This window comes from Luteibacter flocculans (genome assembly GCF_023612255.1).
In the GTDB taxonomy this organism is placed as follows: domain Bacteria; phylum Pseudomonadota; class Gammaproteobacteria; order Xanthomonadales; family Rhodanobacteraceae; genus Luteibacter; species Luteibacter flocculans.
The window spans coordinates 949928-969798 of the sequence record NZ_CP063231.1 but is presented as its reverse complement, the minus strand read 5'-3'; the positions used below and the strand labels follow the sequence as shown (position 1 = coordinate 969798).

The 19871-nt window shown below is 64.7% G+C and carries 8 protein-coding genes; 4 read left to right on the top strand and 4 right to left on the bottom strand.

The window, feature by feature from the left end:
• Positions 1 to 8: 8 nt before the first annotated feature.
• Entirely contained in the window at positions 9 to 4289 is a 4281-nt protein-coding gene (locus IM816_RS04205) for a dermonecrotic toxin domain-containing protein (RefSeq protein ID WP_250339897.1), read from the bottom strand.
• Between the two features lie 184 nt (positions 4290 to 4473).
• Between IM816_RS04205 and IM816_RS04200 the strand changes: the two genes are divergently transcribed.
• Positions 4474 to 6282 carry a M14 family metallopeptidase gene (locus tag IM816_RS04200; protein WP_250339896.1) on the top strand — a complete coding sequence of 603 codons (1809 nt, stop codon included), beginning with the start codon at positions 4474 to 4476 and terminating at the stop codon, positions 6280 to 6282.
• Between the two features lie 8 nt (positions 6283 to 6290).
• Here IM816_RS04200 and IM816_RS04195 read toward each other — a convergent pair whose 3' ends face one another.
• From IM816_RS04195 to IM816_RS04185, 3 genes are all read right to left on the bottom strand, one after another.
• Positions 6291 to 7916: a multicopper oxidase family protein gene (locus tag IM816_RS04195; protein ID WP_250339895.1), complete on the bottom strand. Its 1626-nt coding sequence runs from the start codon at positions 7914 to 7916 to the stop codon at positions 6291 to 6293.
• Positions 7909 to 9615 (bottom strand): phospholipase C, encoded by a 1707-nt coding sequence (locus tag IM816_RS04190; protein ID WP_250339894.1) that lies wholly within the window; start codon positions 9613 to 9615, stop codon positions 7909 to 7911. The genes IM816_RS04195 and IM816_RS04190 overlap by 8 nt, the downstream gene beginning before the upstream one ends.
• Before the next feature lie 175 nt (positions 9616 to 9790).
• Positions 9791 to 13954, bottom strand: coding sequence for a dermonecrotic toxin domain-containing protein (locus IM816_RS04185; RefSeq protein WP_250339893.1), 4164 nt, complete (start codon positions 13952 to 13954; stop codon positions 9791 to 9793).
• A gap of 403 nt (positions 13955 to 14357) precedes the next feature.
• On the opposite strand from IM816_RS04185, the gene IM816_RS04180 reads away from it, so the two are divergent.
• From IM816_RS04180 to IM816_RS04170, 3 genes are all read left to right on the top strand, one after another.
• Positions 14358 to 16490, top strand: coding sequence for a M13 family metallopeptidase (locus tag IM816_RS04180; protein WP_250339892.1), 2133 nt, complete (start codon positions 14358 to 14360; stop codon positions 16488 to 16490).
• A 308-nt stretch (positions 16491 to 16798) separates the two neighbouring features.
• Positions 16799 to 19114, top strand: coding sequence for a catecholate siderophore receptor Fiu (locus tag IM816_RS04175; RefSeq protein WP_250339891.1), 2316 nt, complete (start codon positions 16799 to 16801; stop codon positions 19112 to 19114).
• A 21-nt stretch (positions 19115 to 19135) separates the two neighbouring features.
• On the top strand, positions 19136 to 19816 hold the full coding sequence (locus tag IM816_RS04170) for a Fe2+-dependent dioxygenase (RefSeq protein WP_250339890.1): 681 nt from the start codon (positions 19136 to 19138) through the stop codon (positions 19814 to 19816).
• The last annotated feature ends 55 nt before the right edge of the window (positions 19817 to 19871 follow it).

The following is a 19871-nucleotide window of genomic DNA, read 5'->3' as shown; positions in this document are numbered from 1 at the left end:
GCGCGTCCTCAGATACCTGGGGCCACGCCCGAAGTCAGCCCGGCAGCGACGGCCGTCTCGGCCAGACCGCGGACGTTCGATGCGACCGGATCATGGGCCGGGGCGTCATCGGCGAATGGGATGGCCATGGTGTCGGGCTGGAAGTAGCTCAGATAATCCCGCCGGGCCTCCCGCGTCACCAGCCAGTCCAGCCCCGCATGACGCACAGGAAGACCGCCCGCGTAACGGCGACGCGCATAGTCGACGTAGCGTCGCTCGGATAGGGGATCGTGCTCCGGATTCCAAAGATTCACCGTTATCGGTGTCGAGAGCATCCGTTCGGTAAAGGCAATGGGCGACTCGCTCACTTCACGCCCATCGGGCTCCAATCGTGTCACGCGCCAACCCGCTGCCTCCCACCCACGAGCCACCTCGCGTGCGAAGGCCGCGTAATGCTCTGCGCGCACCATCGCGCCATAGATCGAGTCCACGATCAGCGTACCCGGGGGCAACGCGTTCAGTGGGCGACCGACGGATCGCTCCGCCCCTACCATCCGCAGGGCGTCCTCACCCACGGGCAGCACCAGCGTGACCAGGTGGTCCGCCGCGGCGCCCACGAGTGCCATGTGCGAATCCTCGCGCAACATGCCACGCAACCGCCGCGTTTTTACCAAGGCACTGACGTGCAGATCGGCGAATCGCCCGCCGAAGAACGCACTGATTGGCTGTCCCGTCCTGACGAGCTCCCTGTAAGCGGCGGAATCGAATGGCGCGGGTGGGGAAACCCCTTGTCTCGTCGGGGCCGGCACGTGTTGCGTGACATGCTGATCGATGAAGGGTAACGCGTCGACGTCGATGGCGACCGCCGGCGGCGCAGAAGCGATGGGCTGCCCATGTCGATCGACGTGCGTCGCATAGCGCAAGACGGCGCCCGACGTGGGATGCCGGAGCGTGAGGACCACCCCGCCGTCGGCCGCGATCTCGGCACCTGTGAGCGACCGACTGAAGAAGCGCAATAGCGGCTGCGGAATGGCGTCCACGATGCCCATGACACTTTGAAGGTCACTCGCGATATCGACCGGCAAGACAGTACCGACCGCGAGGGTGGTGGCAATGAACTCACCGGGATCCACGAGAACGAAGCCGTCGGCAAGTGACTGTTCGGGTCGCCACATGCCGTCTCGCTCGACGAGGTAATACCCAGTGGCGCGATTCGTCGCATCGCCTGGCGCCAACAGCTCGTAGCCTGTCGCAGCCGCGTTCAAGTTGACCTTGACGACCTGCATTCGGCCATCCGGATGCCGAAGCTTCACGTAGTAGCTGTCCTGTATACCGAATTCGTCCCCTATTTCGGCCCTCGCTCGTCTCAGGATGTCTGGATCCCGGACCGTGAGATGAGCCAGCGCCGGAGGCAGCAACGCGCTCTGCCGCTCCACGATCCGAGCCATCACACCCGCCGCCAGCAGCCGCGAGTCGGTCACGTCCGCGGCAAGGGAATTGGGCAGAACGTCACGTACGTCGTCGATCTGTCGTATCTGTTCCGACGTCAGCGATTGCGAATCGTTCGCCAATGCATACCTCAGATTCGATAACGCCTTGATCCTCTCCTTGTGCTTCGTGGCCAGACGGAGGCCGTCGATCCAGTACCGGTGCATGCGCTCGAGCTCGGGGCGCGTGCCCCTGGCATCGATCATGTCAGCCAACATGGTTCGGAAAAGGTGTTCGCGCTGCGCGGGATCCACCATCTGCTCGCGCGTGGCCAAACGCCTGTATTGCCTTTCGAACGCAGAAAATACCGAGGTGTAGGACTCATCGGTATCCGGCAACCGTGGTCCGAGCACCACATACTTGTCGCCACGAATTTCTACGCGAAGCGCCGTGGCGGGTACACCCTCCGTCACTTCCCGCCCGTCGGGCAATACGGCGATGACGAGCCGTCCATCCGCCAGAGACAGTGCGAACGGACGACGCGTCGCCTCAGCCAGGATCGGTGCGATCAGACGCAGTTCGGTCGGCGTCCACACCTTGGCCGTGGGATCGCGAAGTCGTGCGGACAGGGTCTCGATGAATCCGTGTCCGACGCTCAGCTTGAGCAAGGGCTCTCCGGCGTCCGCATCGGGGCCGATACCGGTCACCGCCGGTGAGGACTCGGAGACGCCGAATTGTTCAAGCACCTCCGCAGCATGAGCGAGCACGCGAGGATCGGCGGTGAGGATCCCCGCTACGCGGTGCGCAATCAAGCTGCCGGGCAGATAGTTCTGCTCGATCTCGGCGAACTGCCACAGGCCATCGCTTCCACGTTCCACAAGGGGGCCGGGTGTGTCATCGCTCAGGGCCATGCGATAGCCGCTTTCACTGTGCACCAGACGCGCCAGACGCACGCGCGAGGCATCGCGCCATGGCACGTAGATGTCGCCGCCTTGAATATAGGTGCCGTCGCCGAGATGCGTCGCACGAGGTGGCAGCTGCTGACGAGTGTGGCGCCGCAGATCGGCCGCCATCCAAAGGCCGAGACGACCGTCGTCGCGCGCATAGATGCGATCCACTGTCTCGGCCGGCCAGGAGGGTGGCCGGGTCGGTCCCAGGGGATAGCCGATCTTCCCATGGACGCGTTGCGGATAAACGAACGACGGGCTCCCATCGGCCTTCGTCTCGCCCTGCCCCGCTCCGCGCATTTCGCCCCCGAACAGCGCGCCCAGCGGCACATTGGTCACGACCGTGGACACCGCCTGTTCCACGCCACTCAACCGCTCCGCCTCGGTACGGCCGTCGATGGCCTGCTCCACGCCTATACCGACGCTGGCGAGCCCGGTGACCGCCTGCAAGGGAACGGCCAACGCAGGCACGTAGCCCAGCGGCGCGAGCAGCGTGACCGTGCGGTTGAGGGTGGTTCGCCACGCGTCCCACGCCGTACTGGCCTGTACGGTCGCATCGCTGCGAAAACGTGCTTCGGCCTGTGTCCGCATGGCCTCGAACACGTCGCCGACGATCGCCCTGTCCGCATGGTCCACGGCGTCGCTATCGGCCCGCCAGCGACCGCTGCCCAGGTTTTCGAGACCGTGCTTCACCCCCGTCCAGAACAGGCCGTCCTGGGCGTCGTGCTCGGAAAAATGCGCCAGCAGACGCGTCAGCTTTGCCGGGTCTTTTGCTTGCGTCAGTACCCATTGCCGAAGCGCCGCCTCGTCGCGCACGACCACAAACGGCGAGGATTCGCCCGGCACGTACATGATTTCGCTCTTGTCCGGAGCGACGAAGCGGACGAGATCGCTTGCCGCATAGCCGTTGATGTCGAAGAGGAAGGCTTGGCCCGTGCCGTCCGGCGTCTGCCGCAACGCTTCGAGAGTCACTGCGCCCTCGCGCGGGACCTTCGGTGCCGCCGCCTGCATCACCATGCGGTATTGCATCGCGGTGAGCAGACCCGTATCGCGCGCATGCCGTGCCTGCATGACGAACTCGTATCGCGCCAGCAAAGGCCAATCGGCGCGCGTTCGAGCCCAGTAAGCGTCCAGTTCGGCCGTCAACCGGGTGACGTACGGCAATTCAGCGAACGCGCTGGGCACAGCGAAGGCCTCCACGACCTGCGACAGCCTGATCGGGCTGGCATGGTTGGCATCGAAGCCGCCGACGGCGTAGATGCCAAAAGCCTCATCCAGCGGCCGATGATCTTCACGGAACGTCTCCACAACATTGCCGCTCGCGATGAACGTGTTGTAGATGTAGCCCGGTCCGGTCCGGCTCCACAACAGCTTACCGAGCGCCGAAAAGACGTCTGCGGCGCTCTTGCCATGTGCCACACGCATCGCCGTGGCGACGATGCCTGGACTCGATGCGCCGCCGCCGTTAAGGCCACCCACCATGTCCGACAGTTCGGCAAACCAGCCATGCCGGTCGTGGTCGGGAAACGCTTCGATCAGCGCGTCGGTCAAAGGAATGACATTGTCGGGCTTGCCGTTGGCACGCTGTTCTGTCGTGGCGAAATGCGCCACCACATAGCCATCCCCATCGATGCCCAGGCGTTGCGCGAGGAATTCCTTCGCCACGTGGTGCGGCGCGGGAATCGGAAAGAGCGAAGCACGTCGCGCGATCTCGCGAAACGCACGTTCATCGTCGGTCGTCGCGAACGGCAGGCCGCGCGGCAACGCGGACGGCCTCCGGTTTGTGCTGGTCTCGCTCGCGATCGCGAGTTTCTCCGCGTCCGCGGGCGTATCAGCGCCCTGCAGCGTGTGGGCCGATGTCGCAGGCGCCAGGGCCACGGCAAGAACGAACATGCCGGCACGCCCGGCACATCCCATGGAAGGCAGGTAAGTCATCTTTCATCCTTGCGATAGACGTTGAGCCGCGTGACGATAGTCGGGCGACGACGAGGCGTCTGTCGCCCGAGGACGACGGCGCCCGGGAGCCATCGACAATGTCCGACGTGCTATGCCACCTACGGCATGGAGCTGGGGACGAAAAACCCACACAATGACGCGCTCACACAGCCGGAAGGTGTTCATGCCTGCGACGTTCCCCGCACGCCTCCTCCTCGCCCTGATCGCGGTGGTCCCCATGACGATCCATGCGAAAGACACCTGGACCACGCCCGCCGAGGCGTACAGGTTCCACAAAACGCCGTCGTATGCGGAAACTCAGGCATTTCTGCGCCGACTCGCCATGGCATCGCCGGAAACGATTCGCCTGGAGACCTTCGGCACCACGCCGGAAGGGCGACCGATGATCGTGGTGATCGCGGCGGCGGACGGGGATCTCACGCCGGAACGTGCCCGCGCAGCGGGCAAACCGATCGTGCTGGTCCAGGCAGGCATCCACCCTGGCGAGATCGAAGGCAAGGACGCGGGCCTCATGCTGCTGCGCGACTTCGCCAAGATGGGTCGCCTCCCCCACCTGCTCGAACATGCGGTGCTGGTCTACATACCCGTCTACAGCGTGGATGGACACGAAAACTCCGGGCCCTATTTCCGGATCAATCAGAACGGACCGGAGGAGATGGGATTCCGCGGTCAGTCGCAGTATCTGAATCTCAATCGCGACTACGTCAAGGCCGACGCACCGGAAACACGGGCCTGGCTAACACTGTGGAACACGTGGCGACCGGACCTGCTGGTCGACATCCACACCACCGATGGTGCGGATTACCAGTACGACCTCACCTGGTATGCCGAGGACGCTCACAAGCTACCGCCTTCGATTGCCGCGTGGCAGGCGAAAGCCTATGCCGACGACGTCATGCCCCGCTACGAAGCGTTCGGTCATCTCGCGTCGCCCTATCTCGAGTTCCGCGACGGTCGCGACATCACCAAGGGCATTGCCAACTTCGGCTCCGGGCCACGTTTCTCGACGGGTTATGCCGCCATCCGCAACCGCGCGGGGCTGCTGATCGAAACGCACATGCTCAAGCCCTACGAGGTACGCGTGCGCGCTACCTATGACGTGTTGCGCAGCGTCTTCGAGACCGTGAACCGCGATCCGGCGGCGCTGTTGAAGGCTTCGCGCGATGCCGATGCCTGGGCAGCGACGCAGGCGGCAAAGCCCGATGCCGCGTTGCCCGTCACCTTCAAGGAAGACCCGCGTCCGAAGCCGTTCTCGCTGAAAGGCTATGCATTCACCCAGACGGCCAGCGACATCTCGGGCGACACCTGGGTGCGCTACGACCCGACGATCAAGAAGACGTACGCCATCCAGAGCTGGAACGACCTGCTGCCGGATGTGGCTGCGCCATTGCCTGCCGCCTGGGCCATTCCTCCGCAGTGGACGGCTGTGATCGAACGCCTCGACGCCCACGGCATTCCCTACACCCGCACAACGGCCGCAACGCACGTGGCGGTCACGCAGGATCAGCTCTCCCACCCTACGTGGTCCGAGAAGCCGTTTGAAGGGCATCACATGCTCAAGGACGTGACGATCACACCCACGCCCACCACGGCGGAACTCCCGGCCGGCACCGTCATCGTGCGCGCCGACCAGGCCGACGCCGTGCTTGCGCTGAACCTGCTCGACGCACGCGCGCCGGACTCGATGCTGCGCTGGGGCTACCTCGATGCCATCTTCGAGCCGAAGGAATACGGCGAGCCTCGCGTGCTCGAAGCCCTGGCCCGCGAGATGCTGGCGAAAGATCCCTCGCTGAAGGCGGCGTTCGATGCCAGGCTCCACAGCGACCCGGCCTTTGCCGCGAGCCCGCGCGCACGGCTGTCGTTCTTTTTCGAACGCAGCCCGTGGTACACGGCACAGAAAGTGGGCGCCTATCCCATCCTTCGCCTCGACGCCACGGCGCTGCAGGCGGTACTTCGCAGCGAACCGCGCTAGCCCCGGCGTTACCCGGCGACAACGTCGAAGGGTCGCATCATCTCGTTGGCCTCGTGTTCGGCGAGATGGCAATGCCAGGCGTAACGGCCTGCATAACCGTCGAAGGTCGCCACGATGCGGGTGACCATGCCCGGATACGCCTGCACCACGTCCTTCCAGCCACGCTCGTGCGGCGGCGGTTCCTGCGCCGGCCCCACGTAACGCAGGGTCTTCTTTTCCATGTATTCGTCCACGTCGTACGGGCGACGATCCAGGATCTGGAAGCGCACCAAGTGCAGATGAATCGGATGGGTATCCTCGGTCAGGTTCACGAGGTTCCACATTTCCGTACTGCCCAGGGTTACCGTTTCCGTCACCGGCTCGTGCCATCGCTTGCCGTTGAGCAGCATCAGCATGGGCGTCGCGATGCAATCGCTGTATTCGTCCAGCGTCAACTCGCGCGCGCGCGATGCCGTCGATGCGGTGACCCGCGGCAGTTCGCGAAGTACCGTCGGCACGCGGCTCTCGTCGCGTACCACGCCCTGCCGAACAGCGAAACGCATGAGTGGCAGCGCGTCATTCATCAGTTCGGCCGTCGAGCCGTCCGCCCCGCTGAAGTCGACAACGATGTCGGCGCGCTCGCCTGGCGCGAGGAACAGCGACGTCATGCTCGCCGGTGACGCGAGCAGGCCCTGATCCGAACCGATGACCTGAAACGGCCGCCGGTCACGAAAACGCAGGTGATAGAAGCGTCCGTTCGCCGCGTTCAGCACGCGCAGGCGATAGCGCCGCGCCTGCACGTCGGCGCGAGGCAGCACAGCGCCGTTCACCAGCGTGAGATTGCCGAAGACTTCCGGCACCCAGGGGGCTTTGGCATCGCCCGAATCGGGGTAATACAGGCGCCCGTCGCGTCGAAGCAGGCGGTCCGCGAGCACCAGCGGTAGTTCCTGTTCGCCGGACGGCAGTCCGAGCGCAGCTTCGTGTTCGTCGCGAAGCAGGTACAGCCCCATCAGCCCGGCATACATGTTCAGCCGATTGATGCCCATCGCATGGTCGTGGTACCAGAGCGTCGCCGCGTCCTGCGCGTTCGGATAGCGATGCCGGCGCGATACGCCGGGCACGTACCAGTCCTCTGGAAAGCCATCGTCCTTGTGCGGCACCTTGGCACCATGCAGGTGGACGATGGCGCGAACGTCCGGTTTGTCCGCCTCTGCGCCGCAGATGGCGTGATCGATGGGCAGGAAGTGCTTCGTCGGCAGCGCGTTCTCCCAGGTCACCTCGATCGGCTGCCCACTGCGCGCCTCGATCGTTGGACCGGGATAGGTGCCGCCGTATGTCCAGAGCGTCGTCGGTGGAAGATCGCGGTGCAGTTTCTGTTCCGAGGCCGCCATGCGCACGTGCAAGGGCTTTCCGCTCTCGGCGTGGAGCACGGGCGGAACGGGCAAGGCGTCGACGAAGGGCGTGAGCGTCGCGGGATCGACCAGCCCCGGTAGGTGACTGGTGTCGCCCATGGCATGCATGCACAACGCGTTGCCCACCTGTCCGGCGGACGCGGGCTTCATGGCACGCATGTCATGCGCGAACAGCCGCGGCGGGAGACATCCCGCCGCGGCCGTCCAACCTGCCGTTATCAGGAAACGGCGGCGATCAACCATGCCCACCCTTCCCGATCGGCCAGTACGGCCAACCTGCGGGCTGCTTCGGTTGACCGGTGGATTCGTCGAGAATCAGCCTGCGGTCGAACAGGCGCGGCAGGAAGAAATCGAACATGCTGTCCAGGCTCCCCGCCTGCGCATCGCTGGAACCGCCGCCGATACGCTTGCCATCGAGCCAGTTGTCCTCGATGAACCGCGTGATGGAGCTTTGGTCGGTCACGCTGTGGTCCACCGTGTTTTCTCGTGCCCATGGCGAGATCACCATCAGCGGCAGGCGCGGGCCAAAGCCGCAACGCCCCTGAGCCGGCGTCTTGCCGTCCAGCCCGGGCAGCACGGCGCGACCCTTGCAGAGGCCCGGACCATCGAGTGCATCGGTGCTGCCTTGCGAACCGTTCACGTGCGGCGGCTCCTGATGGTCGTACCAACCGTCCGAGTCGTCATAGGCAATCACCACCGCCGTGTCCTGCCAATCGCCGCTGCGCTGAAGCGCATTGATCACGTGCACGATGAAAGCCTGCTCGTCGAGCGGATCCGAGTAGCCGGCGTGGCCGTCCTGATAGGCAGGTGCCTTGAGAAAGCTGACTGCCGGAAGGTTGCCGGCGTCGAGCGCATCGTAGAAGTCGTCGATGTCGTACTGATGATTCGCCGCATCGCCGCTGTGACCGATGGCGGCGATCGATGCCGGGCGCGCATGCGTTGGGTTCGCGGTGGACGGGTAGTACTGGAACGGCGCGTGATGCGGGCTGTAGTCGTTGGACGTGCTGTGGGTGACCTGCGACAGCGTACGACGTGCGCAGCCGGTGCTGCCGTCGGGGTTGGTGCGCGTGAGGTCGAAGCCACCTTGGAACCAGCCCCAGGTGATGCCGCGGTCGTTGAGCAGGTCGCCGATGTTGCGACCGCCCATCGTGACCTGGCTGGCCGTGGGCGAGGAGCAGACGTCGCCGATGGGATCGGGGTCGCCGATCATCGTCAGCCCGCCATGACCGTCGTCTGTGGTGGCGCCTGTGCCGTTCAAGGTATCGATCACGCCAGCGGTCTGGCCGGCGATAAGGTTGAGCGCACCGGGCGACGACGGACCGAAGGTGGTACCGTAGCTGTTGTCGCTCATCGCGAAGTGTTGGGCATAGTTCCACAGCGCCGTGACGGTGTTGCCGTCGTAATAGCCCATGACCTGGCCCTTGCCCTCCTGCGAAGGATCGCCGCCCGGAAGCATTTCGCCACGACCGGTGTACTGCGGGAAGAGATCCATCCTGCCGCCGTCAAAGGCACGCTGCTCGGCGGTGTAGCCATGATCCTGGTCGGCCGTGGCCGCCTGCGCACGAGCGAGGCGGAACGGGTTGATCGCGCCATCGCCGTTGGCGGCATTGCCTGCGTTCGGATTGCGGGTAAGCAGGCGATGGGTCAATCCGTTCACCGGCGGCGTGAACGGTCGCGCGTAAAACGCCGGCTCGCCGCTGGGATTCTCGGCAAACGGGTAGGTGCCGAAGTAGTGATCGAACGACACGTTCTCTTGAAAGATCACCACCAGATGCTTGATCGGCGTGGCGGTGCGCACGCCGTCATGGCCATGGCCACCATGACCGAAGCCGAAGGCGGAAGACGCCTCGGCAGGCGTCTCGACGACCTGTTGCGCCGCGACGATGGACGCGGCGGAAAGGGTGAGCACGCAGGCGACGCCCGCGGCCAGTAGCTTGCGCATGACAGATGCTCCTCGAAGTGAACCGACCGGCTGCATGTGCCGCACCCCTGTCTGCGGACTCGCTCAGCGTAGGAAGCAAAAATGACAGTGCGTGGACATCGCTCGCGAGTTCTTGCGAAATGTCACCAGGCATGATGCCGATCACAGTCCCTCGCGCGCAGCCGCGGGCCCGCCATCACCCCCCGGCTGCCCTCACAGGCTCCTTGGGGCGGTCGGAGACCAGTTCACCCAACGATGAGGTTGGCGCACCCGGGGCTCCGACCGCGGAGAATTCGACCGTAACCGCCAGATCCGTGAGGTCGTGCATCCGCTGCGCATGCACATCGTGCGACGGTGGAAGCTGCCCATCGGGAAACACGTCGAAGGGCGGCGCGAAGTAGCTCATGTAGTCGCGCCGGGCAGCGCGTGTCTGCAGCCAGTCGACCCCGGCACGCACGACCGGTGCGTGGGTCGCGTAGCGGTTCCGCATGTACGCCACGTAGTGAACCTCGGAAATCGGATCGTTCGCCGGGCTCCAGAGGTTGGCTGAGACAGGCGACGAAAGTACGCGCTCGGCGAAGGTCACCGGCGACTCTTCGATCTCAGGTCCGGCCGGATCGAAGCGTTTCATCTTGATGCCCGATGCCTGCCACGCCAGCGCGCGCTCACGCACTTGCCTGGCGTAGTCCGTAGCGTAGGCGCGCACTCTGAACATCTCATCGAAGATGATCGTGTCCGCCGGCAGGTCGGCGATGAGTCGTCCGCTTTCCGGACCGGAGCCGGCAACACTCAGGCTATCGGCATTCACCGGCATGACCAAGGTCATCACGTGGTCGGGGGTGGCACCAACGACAGCGATGTGTGCGTCCTCGCGCAGCATGCCGCGCAGACGCCGCGTGTTCACCAGCGTGCTGACATGGCGATCACCGACACCGCGAGCCATGAAGCTACTGACGGGCGACTCTGCCTGTAGCAGTCGTTGGTACGTCGACCAGTTGATGGCAGAGAGGGAGCGCGCCTCGGCGGGGTTGGTACTCCGCGGCACCGTCATGACCAGCCGCTTGTCGTCCTGGCGCAGCACGGACATACCGAGTTCCGTGGCATGCGACGAGGCGCTGGGCACGGGTCGGCCCTGCATGTCTACGTGGGTGAAGTAGTGCATCCAATCGCCCAGACCCGAATGACGGACCGTCAGGACGAGGCCACCGTCGGCCGACACGTCAACGGAGGCGAGCCCCCGCCGAACGAAACGCACCAACGGACCGGGCACCGTATCGACGATGCGCGCCATGCTGTCCAGGTCGTCCCGCATCGCCTCCGGCAGCTTCTCGGTGATCGCAGCGAGAAGCCCCACGTATTCGGCCGGATCCACCGGCGCGAAACCGTCGGCCAGTTCTGTCTCGGGATACCACAGGCCGTCGCGCTCGACTACGAAACGACCCGAGGCGCGATCGGGTGCGTCACCTGGCCGAAGAATCTCGCGATATCCACCGCCGTCCATCGACGTCTCCACGACTTGCGTCTGTCCGTCGAGATGCCGAAGCCGCACGTAGTGCCGACCTTCGAAGATCCACGCATCCGCCGTTGCATTGCCATGGGCGATGACGGCGGGTTCATTCACGACCAAATGCGCCAGGCCCTCAGGCAACAGTGCGCTTTCCGCTTTTACGACGGTCGGCAACAGGCGGATCAGGGCGGAGGGGTCGTCCGCGACGTTCTCGGGCGCCCGGTCGCCCTGATCTTCTGCCGCGCGACGAAGCCAGCGTTGCTGATCCTCCGTCAACCCTTCATGACGATCCATCAGCGCATGACGCAAGCGCGATATCCGCTTCAATACCTGGCCCTGCCGCCGCGACGGCAGCGTCGGATCGATCCAGAGCCGATGCATGCGCTGGAGTTCGGGGCGCGTCGATCGCGCTTCGATCGCATCCGCCATCTGCATCCGGAAGTCGGCTTCCCGTTGAGCCGCCGTCATGCTGCGTCGCTCGTCGGCAAAGGACGGCATTTCCGCCATCGCGGAGAAAACAGACGTGTAGGCGCCAGGTACGCCGGGACGACGCGGGTCGGCGAGCACGGCGTAGCCGTCTTTTCGACGCTGAAGATGCAATGCGTCAGCCGGAACGTTCTGCCGCGTAAAAGCGGTGCCATCCGGCCGCACACCCAGTTCGAAACTTGCATCTGGCCGATAAAGCGCTAGCGGCGTGTCCGCCATGCGCGCGAGGCTCGGGGCCAGCAGCGCCACTTCCCGGGCGGACCATGACGTGCCGGACGGATGACGAAGGCGACGGGCCAGCGTCTCGATGACGCCATGTCCGAGGGCCAGCGTCAGCAAGGGGTTTGCCGACGACGCGTCCGGGTTTGCCAGATGCGCCTCCGCGAGCGCCGCTTCCGACGATCCCCATTGCCAGAGCACCCCCGCGGCGCTGTTCAGTGCCATCGGATCGGTCGTGATCTCCGGACTCACCAATTCGGCCAGGATACTGCCGTCAAGATAATTTCGTTCGTTGAACGCGATCTGCCATGTGCCATCCGCCTTTCGTTCCACCAGCGGTCCCGCGCTGTCGTCGTCGAGCCGTATCCTGTAGCCCTCGCTGTCGGCAACGATGGGCACCGTTCGCAGGCCTCTGCCCCAGACGGGAAGCGTGATGAAGCGACGATTGCCATGCATGAAAACCCCGTCCGCACGTTCCACGGCACCGCTGGGGAGCTTCTCCACCAAACGCCTTGCGTCGGATGCGACCCAGCGACTCGGTAAACCATCCCGTCGAAGGTAAAGGCGGTTTGTCAGCGTGGTCCGCCAGCCGGGCGGCACGATCGGGCTGAGCGGATAGCCGATCTGGCCATTCACCCGCTGCGGCGCACGAAAACGCGGGCTGCCGCCGCGCACCATGCCTCCGAAGGCGGCGCCGAACGGCACCGCTGTTATGATCGTCGTCGCCACCTGTTCCGCACCCGCTTTGCGTTGTTCGAAGGTGCGACCGTTGATGCTCTGTTCTATCCCGATGGCCGCGCTGACCACGCCGGTAATCAGTTGGATCGGTACTGCGATTCGCGGGATGTAGCCGAGCGGCTGCGCCGCGATCAAAGCGCGGTTGATCGTGGCGCGCCACGCTTCCCAGGCGGTGCTTGCCTGCGTCTCCGCGTCGGCACGCAGCCGCTGCTCCACTTGCTTCCGCATGTCGTCGAAGACGTCGCCGACGATGGGGGCACTGACGTGATCGGCCATCTTGCCGCCCTGCCCTCCCTCGCTGCGCAGACGTTCCAGCCCCTGTTTCACACCCTCCCGGTACAGGCCGTCCTGGCCGTCGTAGATCGAGAAGTGCGAGAGCAATGCATCGAGCGTGTCCTGAGCGTTCGCCTGCGCCCCTGCCCAGCGACGGAGGTCCCGCTCGCTGCGGGCCGTGACGAACGCCGGATCGCCGCCCGGCACGTACATCACCTCGCTCCCGTCCGGCGCAACGAAGCGGATGAGATCGGTCGCGGCATAGCCGTTGATATCGAAGCGACGGACGATCACCGGCCCCTCCGGCGGCGCGCTCTGCAGCGCCGCCAATGAGATGGGCCCTTCCAGAGGAACGTGCGGCGCGGCGCCCTGCATCACCGATCGGTACTGGGCGTCTGTCAGGTGACCCATGGCGCGTGCCTCCCGCGCCTGCTGCACGAAGGCATACCGTGCAAGCACGGGCCAGTCGGCCCGATTGCTCTGCCAGTAGTCATCGATGGCGTCATCCAACCGGCGGACAAAAGGAAGCTCCGCAAACGTGCTCGGCTTACCGAACTGTTCGACCAGTTGCGAAAGCTGGAGCGGTGCCTCGTGCTCGGCCGTAAAACCACCCACTCGGAAGATGCCAAAGGCATCGTCCAGTGAGCGCGCATCCTCGCTGACCGTATCGATCACGTTCCCCTCGGCCAGGAAGGTGTTGTAGAAATAGACCGGGCCAAGCCTGCTCCAGAGGAGCAATCCCACCTTCTTGAACAGATCTCCAACGCTCTCGCTGTTCCACGTGTTTTCGAGGAATTGCACGATGCTGGGACTTTTGGCGCCGCCGTTCAGAACGCCACCCACCGCGTCGGCGAGCCCCGCAAAGAAGCTATGGCGCGAGTGGTCCGGAAATGCCTCCATCAAGGCGTCGGTCAAGAGAAGGGCACGGTCGGGTACGCCACGGGCGCGATCCGCTGCGCTGGCGAAATGCGCGACCACGTAGAGGTCGCCGTCGAGGCGTAGCGTTTCCTCGATAAGCGCCTTGGCGATGCGACGAGCTTCGGGCAATGGCGTGGCCCGAGCTTTCATCGACATCTGCTGGAAGAGGTCGAGGTCGGCCGCCGTATCGAACTGAGGAGCCACCGGCGTCTGGTGCAAGTCGTCAATGCCGGCGACCTTGTAAGAAGGCTCGTTCGCAAACGAGGACGCGGAGGCGCGGGGGCTGGGTGTGGGAGCGGCAACGAGTGCGCCCGCAGTCGCGGCACACAACATGCTTGCCAAGCAAGCTCGGGAAGTTGACGACAATCGATTCATCGCAGAGGTCCATGCAAGCGAAGACAAAGGCCGCGACCTTAGCCCGCGCCCGCTTGTGGGCACTGCCGGCAGGCACCCCGGACTGACGATGGCGACCACTGACGGCGCCGTAGGTGTACCGACTGGCGGAGGCCACACCCGACCATGACTTTCGTCACAGTCGGCCCTGCACCGGAGTCACAGGGGCTATGCTCGGACCCCACGGCGCCGGGGGCGCCGTCCAGTCACCACGTAACGAGGGACATCCATGACCAAGCAGTACCTGAAGCCGCTCGCGCTCGCGCTCGGCGTCGCACTCGCCGGCACGGCATGCAGCAAGCACGACGATGCCAGCACGGCGCCGCCGGCGCCCGCATCGTCCGGCACCGCTCCGGCCGCCGCTACGACGACCGCAGCTGCCAAGCCTGCCGGCCCGACGTTCAACATTGCCGACCTCGACACCAACATCGACGCTTGCAGCGACTTCAACGGCTTCGTCAATGCGAAATGGGTGGCTGCCAACCCGATCCCCGAGGACCGCACGCGCTGGGGTGCCTTCGACCAGTTGGCCGAGAACAGCCTGAACACCCAGCACGACATCGTCGATGCCATGGACAAGGGCGCCGCCAACGCGAAGCCCGGCTCGATCGAACAGAAGATCGGCCTGCTCTACCGCTCCGGCATGAACGAGGACGCCATCGAGAAGGCCGGCGTCGAGCCGCTCAAGCCGGAACTCGCGAAGATCGATGCGCTGAAGTCCACGCAGGACATCGTCGATTTCCTCGACAGCAGCTTCAACGAAGGCAACAGCTACGTGTTCGGCTTCGGCGCGGGCGCGGATTTCCAGAACGCCAAGATGCAGATCGGCTATGCGTCGCAGGACGGTCTGGGCCTGCCCACCAAGGACTACTACACCGATCCGAAGCAGGCGGACAACCGCAAGGCTTATCTCGCCTACATCACCAAGACGCTGACGCTCGCAGGCGTGCCGGAAGAGGACGCCAAGAAGCAGGCGGACGAGGTGATGAAGTTTGAAACGCAGCTCGCCGCCGCTTCGCTGGCCCCGGTCGAAATGCGTGCGCCGGAAAACCAGTACCACTTCGTGTCTGTGAGCGAAGCCGACAAGGTCACGCCGCACTTCAACTGGGAAAAGTTCTTCGCTGCCCAGGGCGTCACGGTAGACAAGGGCTTCTCGCTCTCGCAGCCGAAGTTCTTCAAGGAGTTCGACAAGATGCTGGCGTCCACGCCGGTGTCGACGTGGCAGGCGTACCTGCGCTTCCACGCCATCGACAGCGCGTCGCCGTATCTGTCCAAGGCGTTCCAGGACAACAAGTTCGACTTCTACGGCAAGACCCTCGCCGGTCAGCCGCAGCAGAAGCCGCGCTGGAAGCGCGTGCTGGGCACGGTCAACTCGTCGATGGGCGAGGCTCTGGGCCAGCTTTACGTCGCCAAGGTGTTCAAGCCGGAAGCCAAGCAGCGTGCGAACGAGCTGGTCGACAACGTGCGCAACGCCCTCAAGGCGCGCATCGAGAAGCTCGACTGGATGAGCGACGAGACCAAGCAGAAGGCCATCCAGAAGTGGAACACCTTCCTGCCGAAGATCGGTTACCCCGACAAGTGGCGTGACTGGTCCGGCCTCGATGTGAACGGTGAGAACTACTTTGGCAATGTGGAAGCCGCCAGCAAGTTCAACTACCACTACGACATCGCCAAGATCGGCAAGCCGACCGACCGCCTCGAATGGGGCATGACGCCGCAGACGGTCAACGCTTACTACAACCCCACCGACAACACGATCAACTTCCCGGCCGCAATCCTGCAGCCCCCGTTCTTCGATGCCAACGGTGACGACGCCATCAACTACGGCGGCATCGGCGCGGTGATCGGTCACGAGGCCAGCCACGGCTTCGACGACGAGGGCAGCCAGTTCGACGGCGAGGGCAACAACAAGAACTGGTGGACGAAGGAAGACCGCGCCAAGTTCGACGAGCGCACGGGCAAGCTCGTGGCGCAGTTCGACGAGTACGCGCCGATCAAGGACCGCCCTGACCTGCACGTCAACGGCAAGCTCACCCTGGGCGAGAACATCGCCGACCTGGGTGGCCTCAACGTTGCGTACGACGCCCTGCAGGAAGCATTGAAGAAGAATCCGCAGGAAGCGCAGTCGAAGATCGACGGCTATACGCAGGACCAGCGCTTCTTCCTCAACTGGGCCCGCGTGTGGCGTGGCAGCGTCCGCGAGAAGCAGGCGATGCTGTACCTCAACGTCGACCCGCATGCACCCGCGTCGCTGCGCGCCATTGGTGCGCCGTCGAACATGGAAGCCTTCGCTACGGCCTTCCAGTGCAAGCCGGACGCCAAGATGATCCGCGCCGCCGACAAGCAGGTGAAGATCTGGTAAGCAACGCGCCTCTCCTCTGAGGCACGTTTGAAGGCGCCGCATATGCGGCGCCTTTTTTTTGGTTCTCTGGGAGCCGCTATAGCGGCGAGAAGCCAACGAAGCGGTGAAGCCAGGACACAAATAGCCCAGTCCAAGGGCCACTCAAGTTAATTGCGAATCGTTCTCATTATGTTTATCATGCCGCCTGTCAGGGATTGGGCGTATTGCCAGCCCTCGCAGGGGATCCGTGCGTGTAGCGCATTGCCCGTGCGGGAGGTAATGCGTGCGCCGGTCCTCGCCTCTTCCATCCATGCCTTCAAGGACAACCCATGGCCTTCATCAAGAGCCGCAAGCATGCCGCTCCTGCCGCGCGCACCGTCGGTGCCGCCGTCCTCCTGACCCTCGCACACGGTGCCGCCGCGACCGATGCTCCTCTCGATCTCGCGCCGCCCCAGCAAGCCAAGGTCAACGACGCGCAGGCGCTGCCCGGCATGCAGGTGGAGGCCGATCGCTCCAGCGACTACCGCGTGGACAAGGTGTCGTCGCCCAAATTCACCCAGTCGCTGCTCGACACGACGCAGACGATCCAGGTGATCGGCAAGGAGCTGATCCAGCAGCAGGGCGCCACGACGCTGACCGAAGCGCTGCGCAACAGCCCGGGTGTCGGCACCTTCTACGTCGGCGAGAACGGCTCGACCAACACGGGCGACTCGATCTACATGCGCGGCTTCGACACCTCGGGCAGCATCTTCGTGGACGGTGCACGCGATCTCGGCACGGTGTCCCGCGACATCTTCAACATCGAGCAGGTGGAAGTCACCAAGGGTCCGGACGGCACCGAATACGGCCGCACCGCACCCACGGGTGCCGTGAACCTCGTCACCAAGCAGCCGGTGCTGGGCAATGGCATGTCGGGCTCCGTGCAGGTCGGCAGCGGCCAGCGCCGCCGCGCCACCGCCGACTGGAACCAGTCGATGGGCAACGATGCGGCGTTCCGCTTGAACGTACTGGGCCAGGACAGCGGCGTGTACGGCCGCGATCAGGTGGAAAACAACCGCTGGGGCGTCGCACCGTCGCTCGCCTTCGGCCTTGGCACCCCCACCCGCGTATACATCGACTACCTGCACATCAAGCAGAACAACGTGCCGGACGGCGGCGTACCGACGATCGGCCTGCCGGGCTACAGCAGCCCCGATGCACGCGCCTTCCTGAATAACGCGCCGAAGGTGGACCCGGACAACTTCTACGGCACGAACCAAGACCATGACCATGTCACCCAGGACATGTTCACCGTCATCGTCGAGCACGATTTCAACGAGAACGTGGCGCTGCACAACACCGCACGCTGGGGTCGCACCACGCAGGATTACCTGCTCAGCGCGTTCATGGGTTCGACCGCTAACCTGCTGACGCCGAATCCGGCCGATCCGTCCACCTGGACCATCGCGCGCAGCTTGCCGACGTTCAAGCACCAGTCCAACCGGATCGCCACGAACCAGACCAACCTCACGGCGAGCATCGGTTCGGGCGCAGTCACCCAGGACATCAGCACGGGCATCGAACTCACCCAGGAACAGGCGCGGACCATCGGCATGGGCGCGCTGGGCGGAAGCCACTGGCCAGCGGCCAACCTCTACCGGCCGTATTCGGACGTGGGTGGTTTGAACTACGGCGAGACGGGCGCACGCAGCGAAGGCAAGACCAATACCGCGGCGGCGTACTTCTTCGATACGGTGAAGTTCGGCGAACACTGGCAGGTGAATGCTGGCGTTCGCGTCGATCACTACAAGACCGACTTCAACAGCCTCGTGCTCTGCGGCGCCCGCGGCGCTCCCGCCTGCGGCCGGCTGCCCACCGGCACGCCGGTCCCCGGTGTCGATACCACCATCAGCGACAACCTGGTCAATTACAAGCTGGGCGTGCTCTACAAGCCCGCGGCCAACGGCAGCATCTACGTCAACTTCGCGCAGTCGCAGGAGCCGCCGGGCGGCAACACGCTCACGCTGTCGTCGTCCGCGAACAGCGCCGACAACCCGAACTTCGACCCGCAAAAGGCGCGCACCGCCGAGATCGGTACGAAGTGGGATCTGCTGGGTGAAAAGCTTCTGCTGACCGCGGCGCTGTATCGCACGACGGTGACCAACGAACTCGTGCAGGATCCGACCGACCTGCTGTATTACCAGATCGGCAAGAAGCGCGTGCAGGGCGTGGAGATTTCGGCGCTCGGCAAGATCACGGACGACTGGGCAGTAAGCGCCGGCTTCACCACGATGGATGCCACCGTGGAAAAAGGCACCAACGTGACCCAGAACGGTTCCGACGACCTGGCCTATACGCCCAAGCGTGCCTTCACCGCCTGGACCACCTACCACCTGCCGTTCAACCTTACCGTCGGTGGCGGGGCGCGTTACTCCGGTGAGCTGCAGCGCGGCACCGACGGCGCCGTCGGCACGCCCGCTTACACGAAGGCGTACTGGGTGTTCGATGCGATGGCCAGCTACCCGGTCAATCGACACCTGGACATCCAGTTGAACGTCTATAACCTCTTCGACAAGCGCTACGTCGCAGCGATCAACAAGAGCGGCTACCGCTACACCCCGGGCACACCGCGCTCCGCGATGCTGACCGCCAACGTCCGCTTCTGATCGCACGCTAAGGAGTTCTTCATGCTGATGCACATCCCGGAAGTCCTGAGCAAGAGCCAGGTCGCCGGCATGCGCCAAGCCATGGACGGCGTGGCATGGACCGACGGCAGGGAAACCGTCGGTCCGCAGGGGGCCAAGGTGAAGCGCAACCTGCAGCTTCCGGACGCGTCGCCGCTGCGGCGCGAGCTGGGCGATATGGTGGTGGCCGCGCTCGGCCGCCACCCGCTTTACCACGCTGCGGTGCTGCCGCTGCGTACGTTGTCGCCGCGCTTCAATCGCTACGAGGGCGGTGGCGAATACGGCTTCCACGTCGACGGCGCGGTCATGGCGACCGGGCGTGACGGCGAGCACGTGCGCAGCGACATTTCCTGCACGGTCTTCCTCAGCGAGCCCGAGGAATACGACGGCGGCGAGCTGATCGTGTGCGACACCTACGGCGAGCACGAGGTGAAGCTGCCCGCCGGCGATGCCATCGTGTATCCGTCGTCGAGCCTGCACCGCGTGGCCCCCGTCACGCGGGGGGCACGTGTCGCGTCCTTCTTCTGGGTGCAGAGCATGGTGCGCGACGACGGCGCGCGGCGCCTGCTTCTGGAAATGGATAGCGCCATCCAGGCACTCTCCGCCAGCGGCGCCGATCAGGCCTCGATCCTGCAACTGACTGGGGTCTACCACAACCTGCTGCGGCGCTGGGCGGAAACGTAGACGGTAGGCACGGGAGCCCTCGGGAGCGGATAATTGGCGCCCCCAAGATGTATCG

Excerpts from the sequence above, each read along its gene's own strand:
- IM816_RS04205 (WP_250339897.1), bottom strand. The coding sequence starts at position 4,289 with ATGACTTACCTGCCTTCCATGGGATGTGCCGGGCGTGCCGGCATGTTC.
- IM816_RS04200 (WP_250339896.1), top strand. The coding sequence starts at position 4,474 with ATGCCTGCGACGTTCCCCGCACGCCTCCTCCTCGCCCTGATCGCGGTG.
- IM816_RS04195 (WP_250339895.1), bottom strand. The coding sequence starts at position 7,916 with ATGGTTGATCGCCGCCGTTTCCTGATAACGGCAGGTTGGACGGCCGCG.
- IM816_RS04190 (WP_250339894.1), bottom strand. The coding sequence starts at position 9,615 with ATGCGCAAGCTACTGGCCGCGGGCGTCGCCTGCGTGCTCACCCTTTCC.
- IM816_RS04180 (WP_250339892.1), top strand. The coding sequence starts at position 14,358 with ATGACCAAGCAGTACCTGAAGCCGCTCGCGCTCGCGCTCGGCGTCGCA.
- IM816_RS04175 (WP_250339891.1), top strand. The coding sequence starts at position 16,799 with ATGGCCTTCATCAAGAGCCGCAAGCATGCCGCTCCTGCCGCGCGCACC.
- IM816_RS04170 (WP_250339890.1), top strand. The coding sequence starts at position 19,136 with ATGCTGATGCACATCCCGGAAGTCCTGAGCAAGAGCCAGGTCGCCGGC.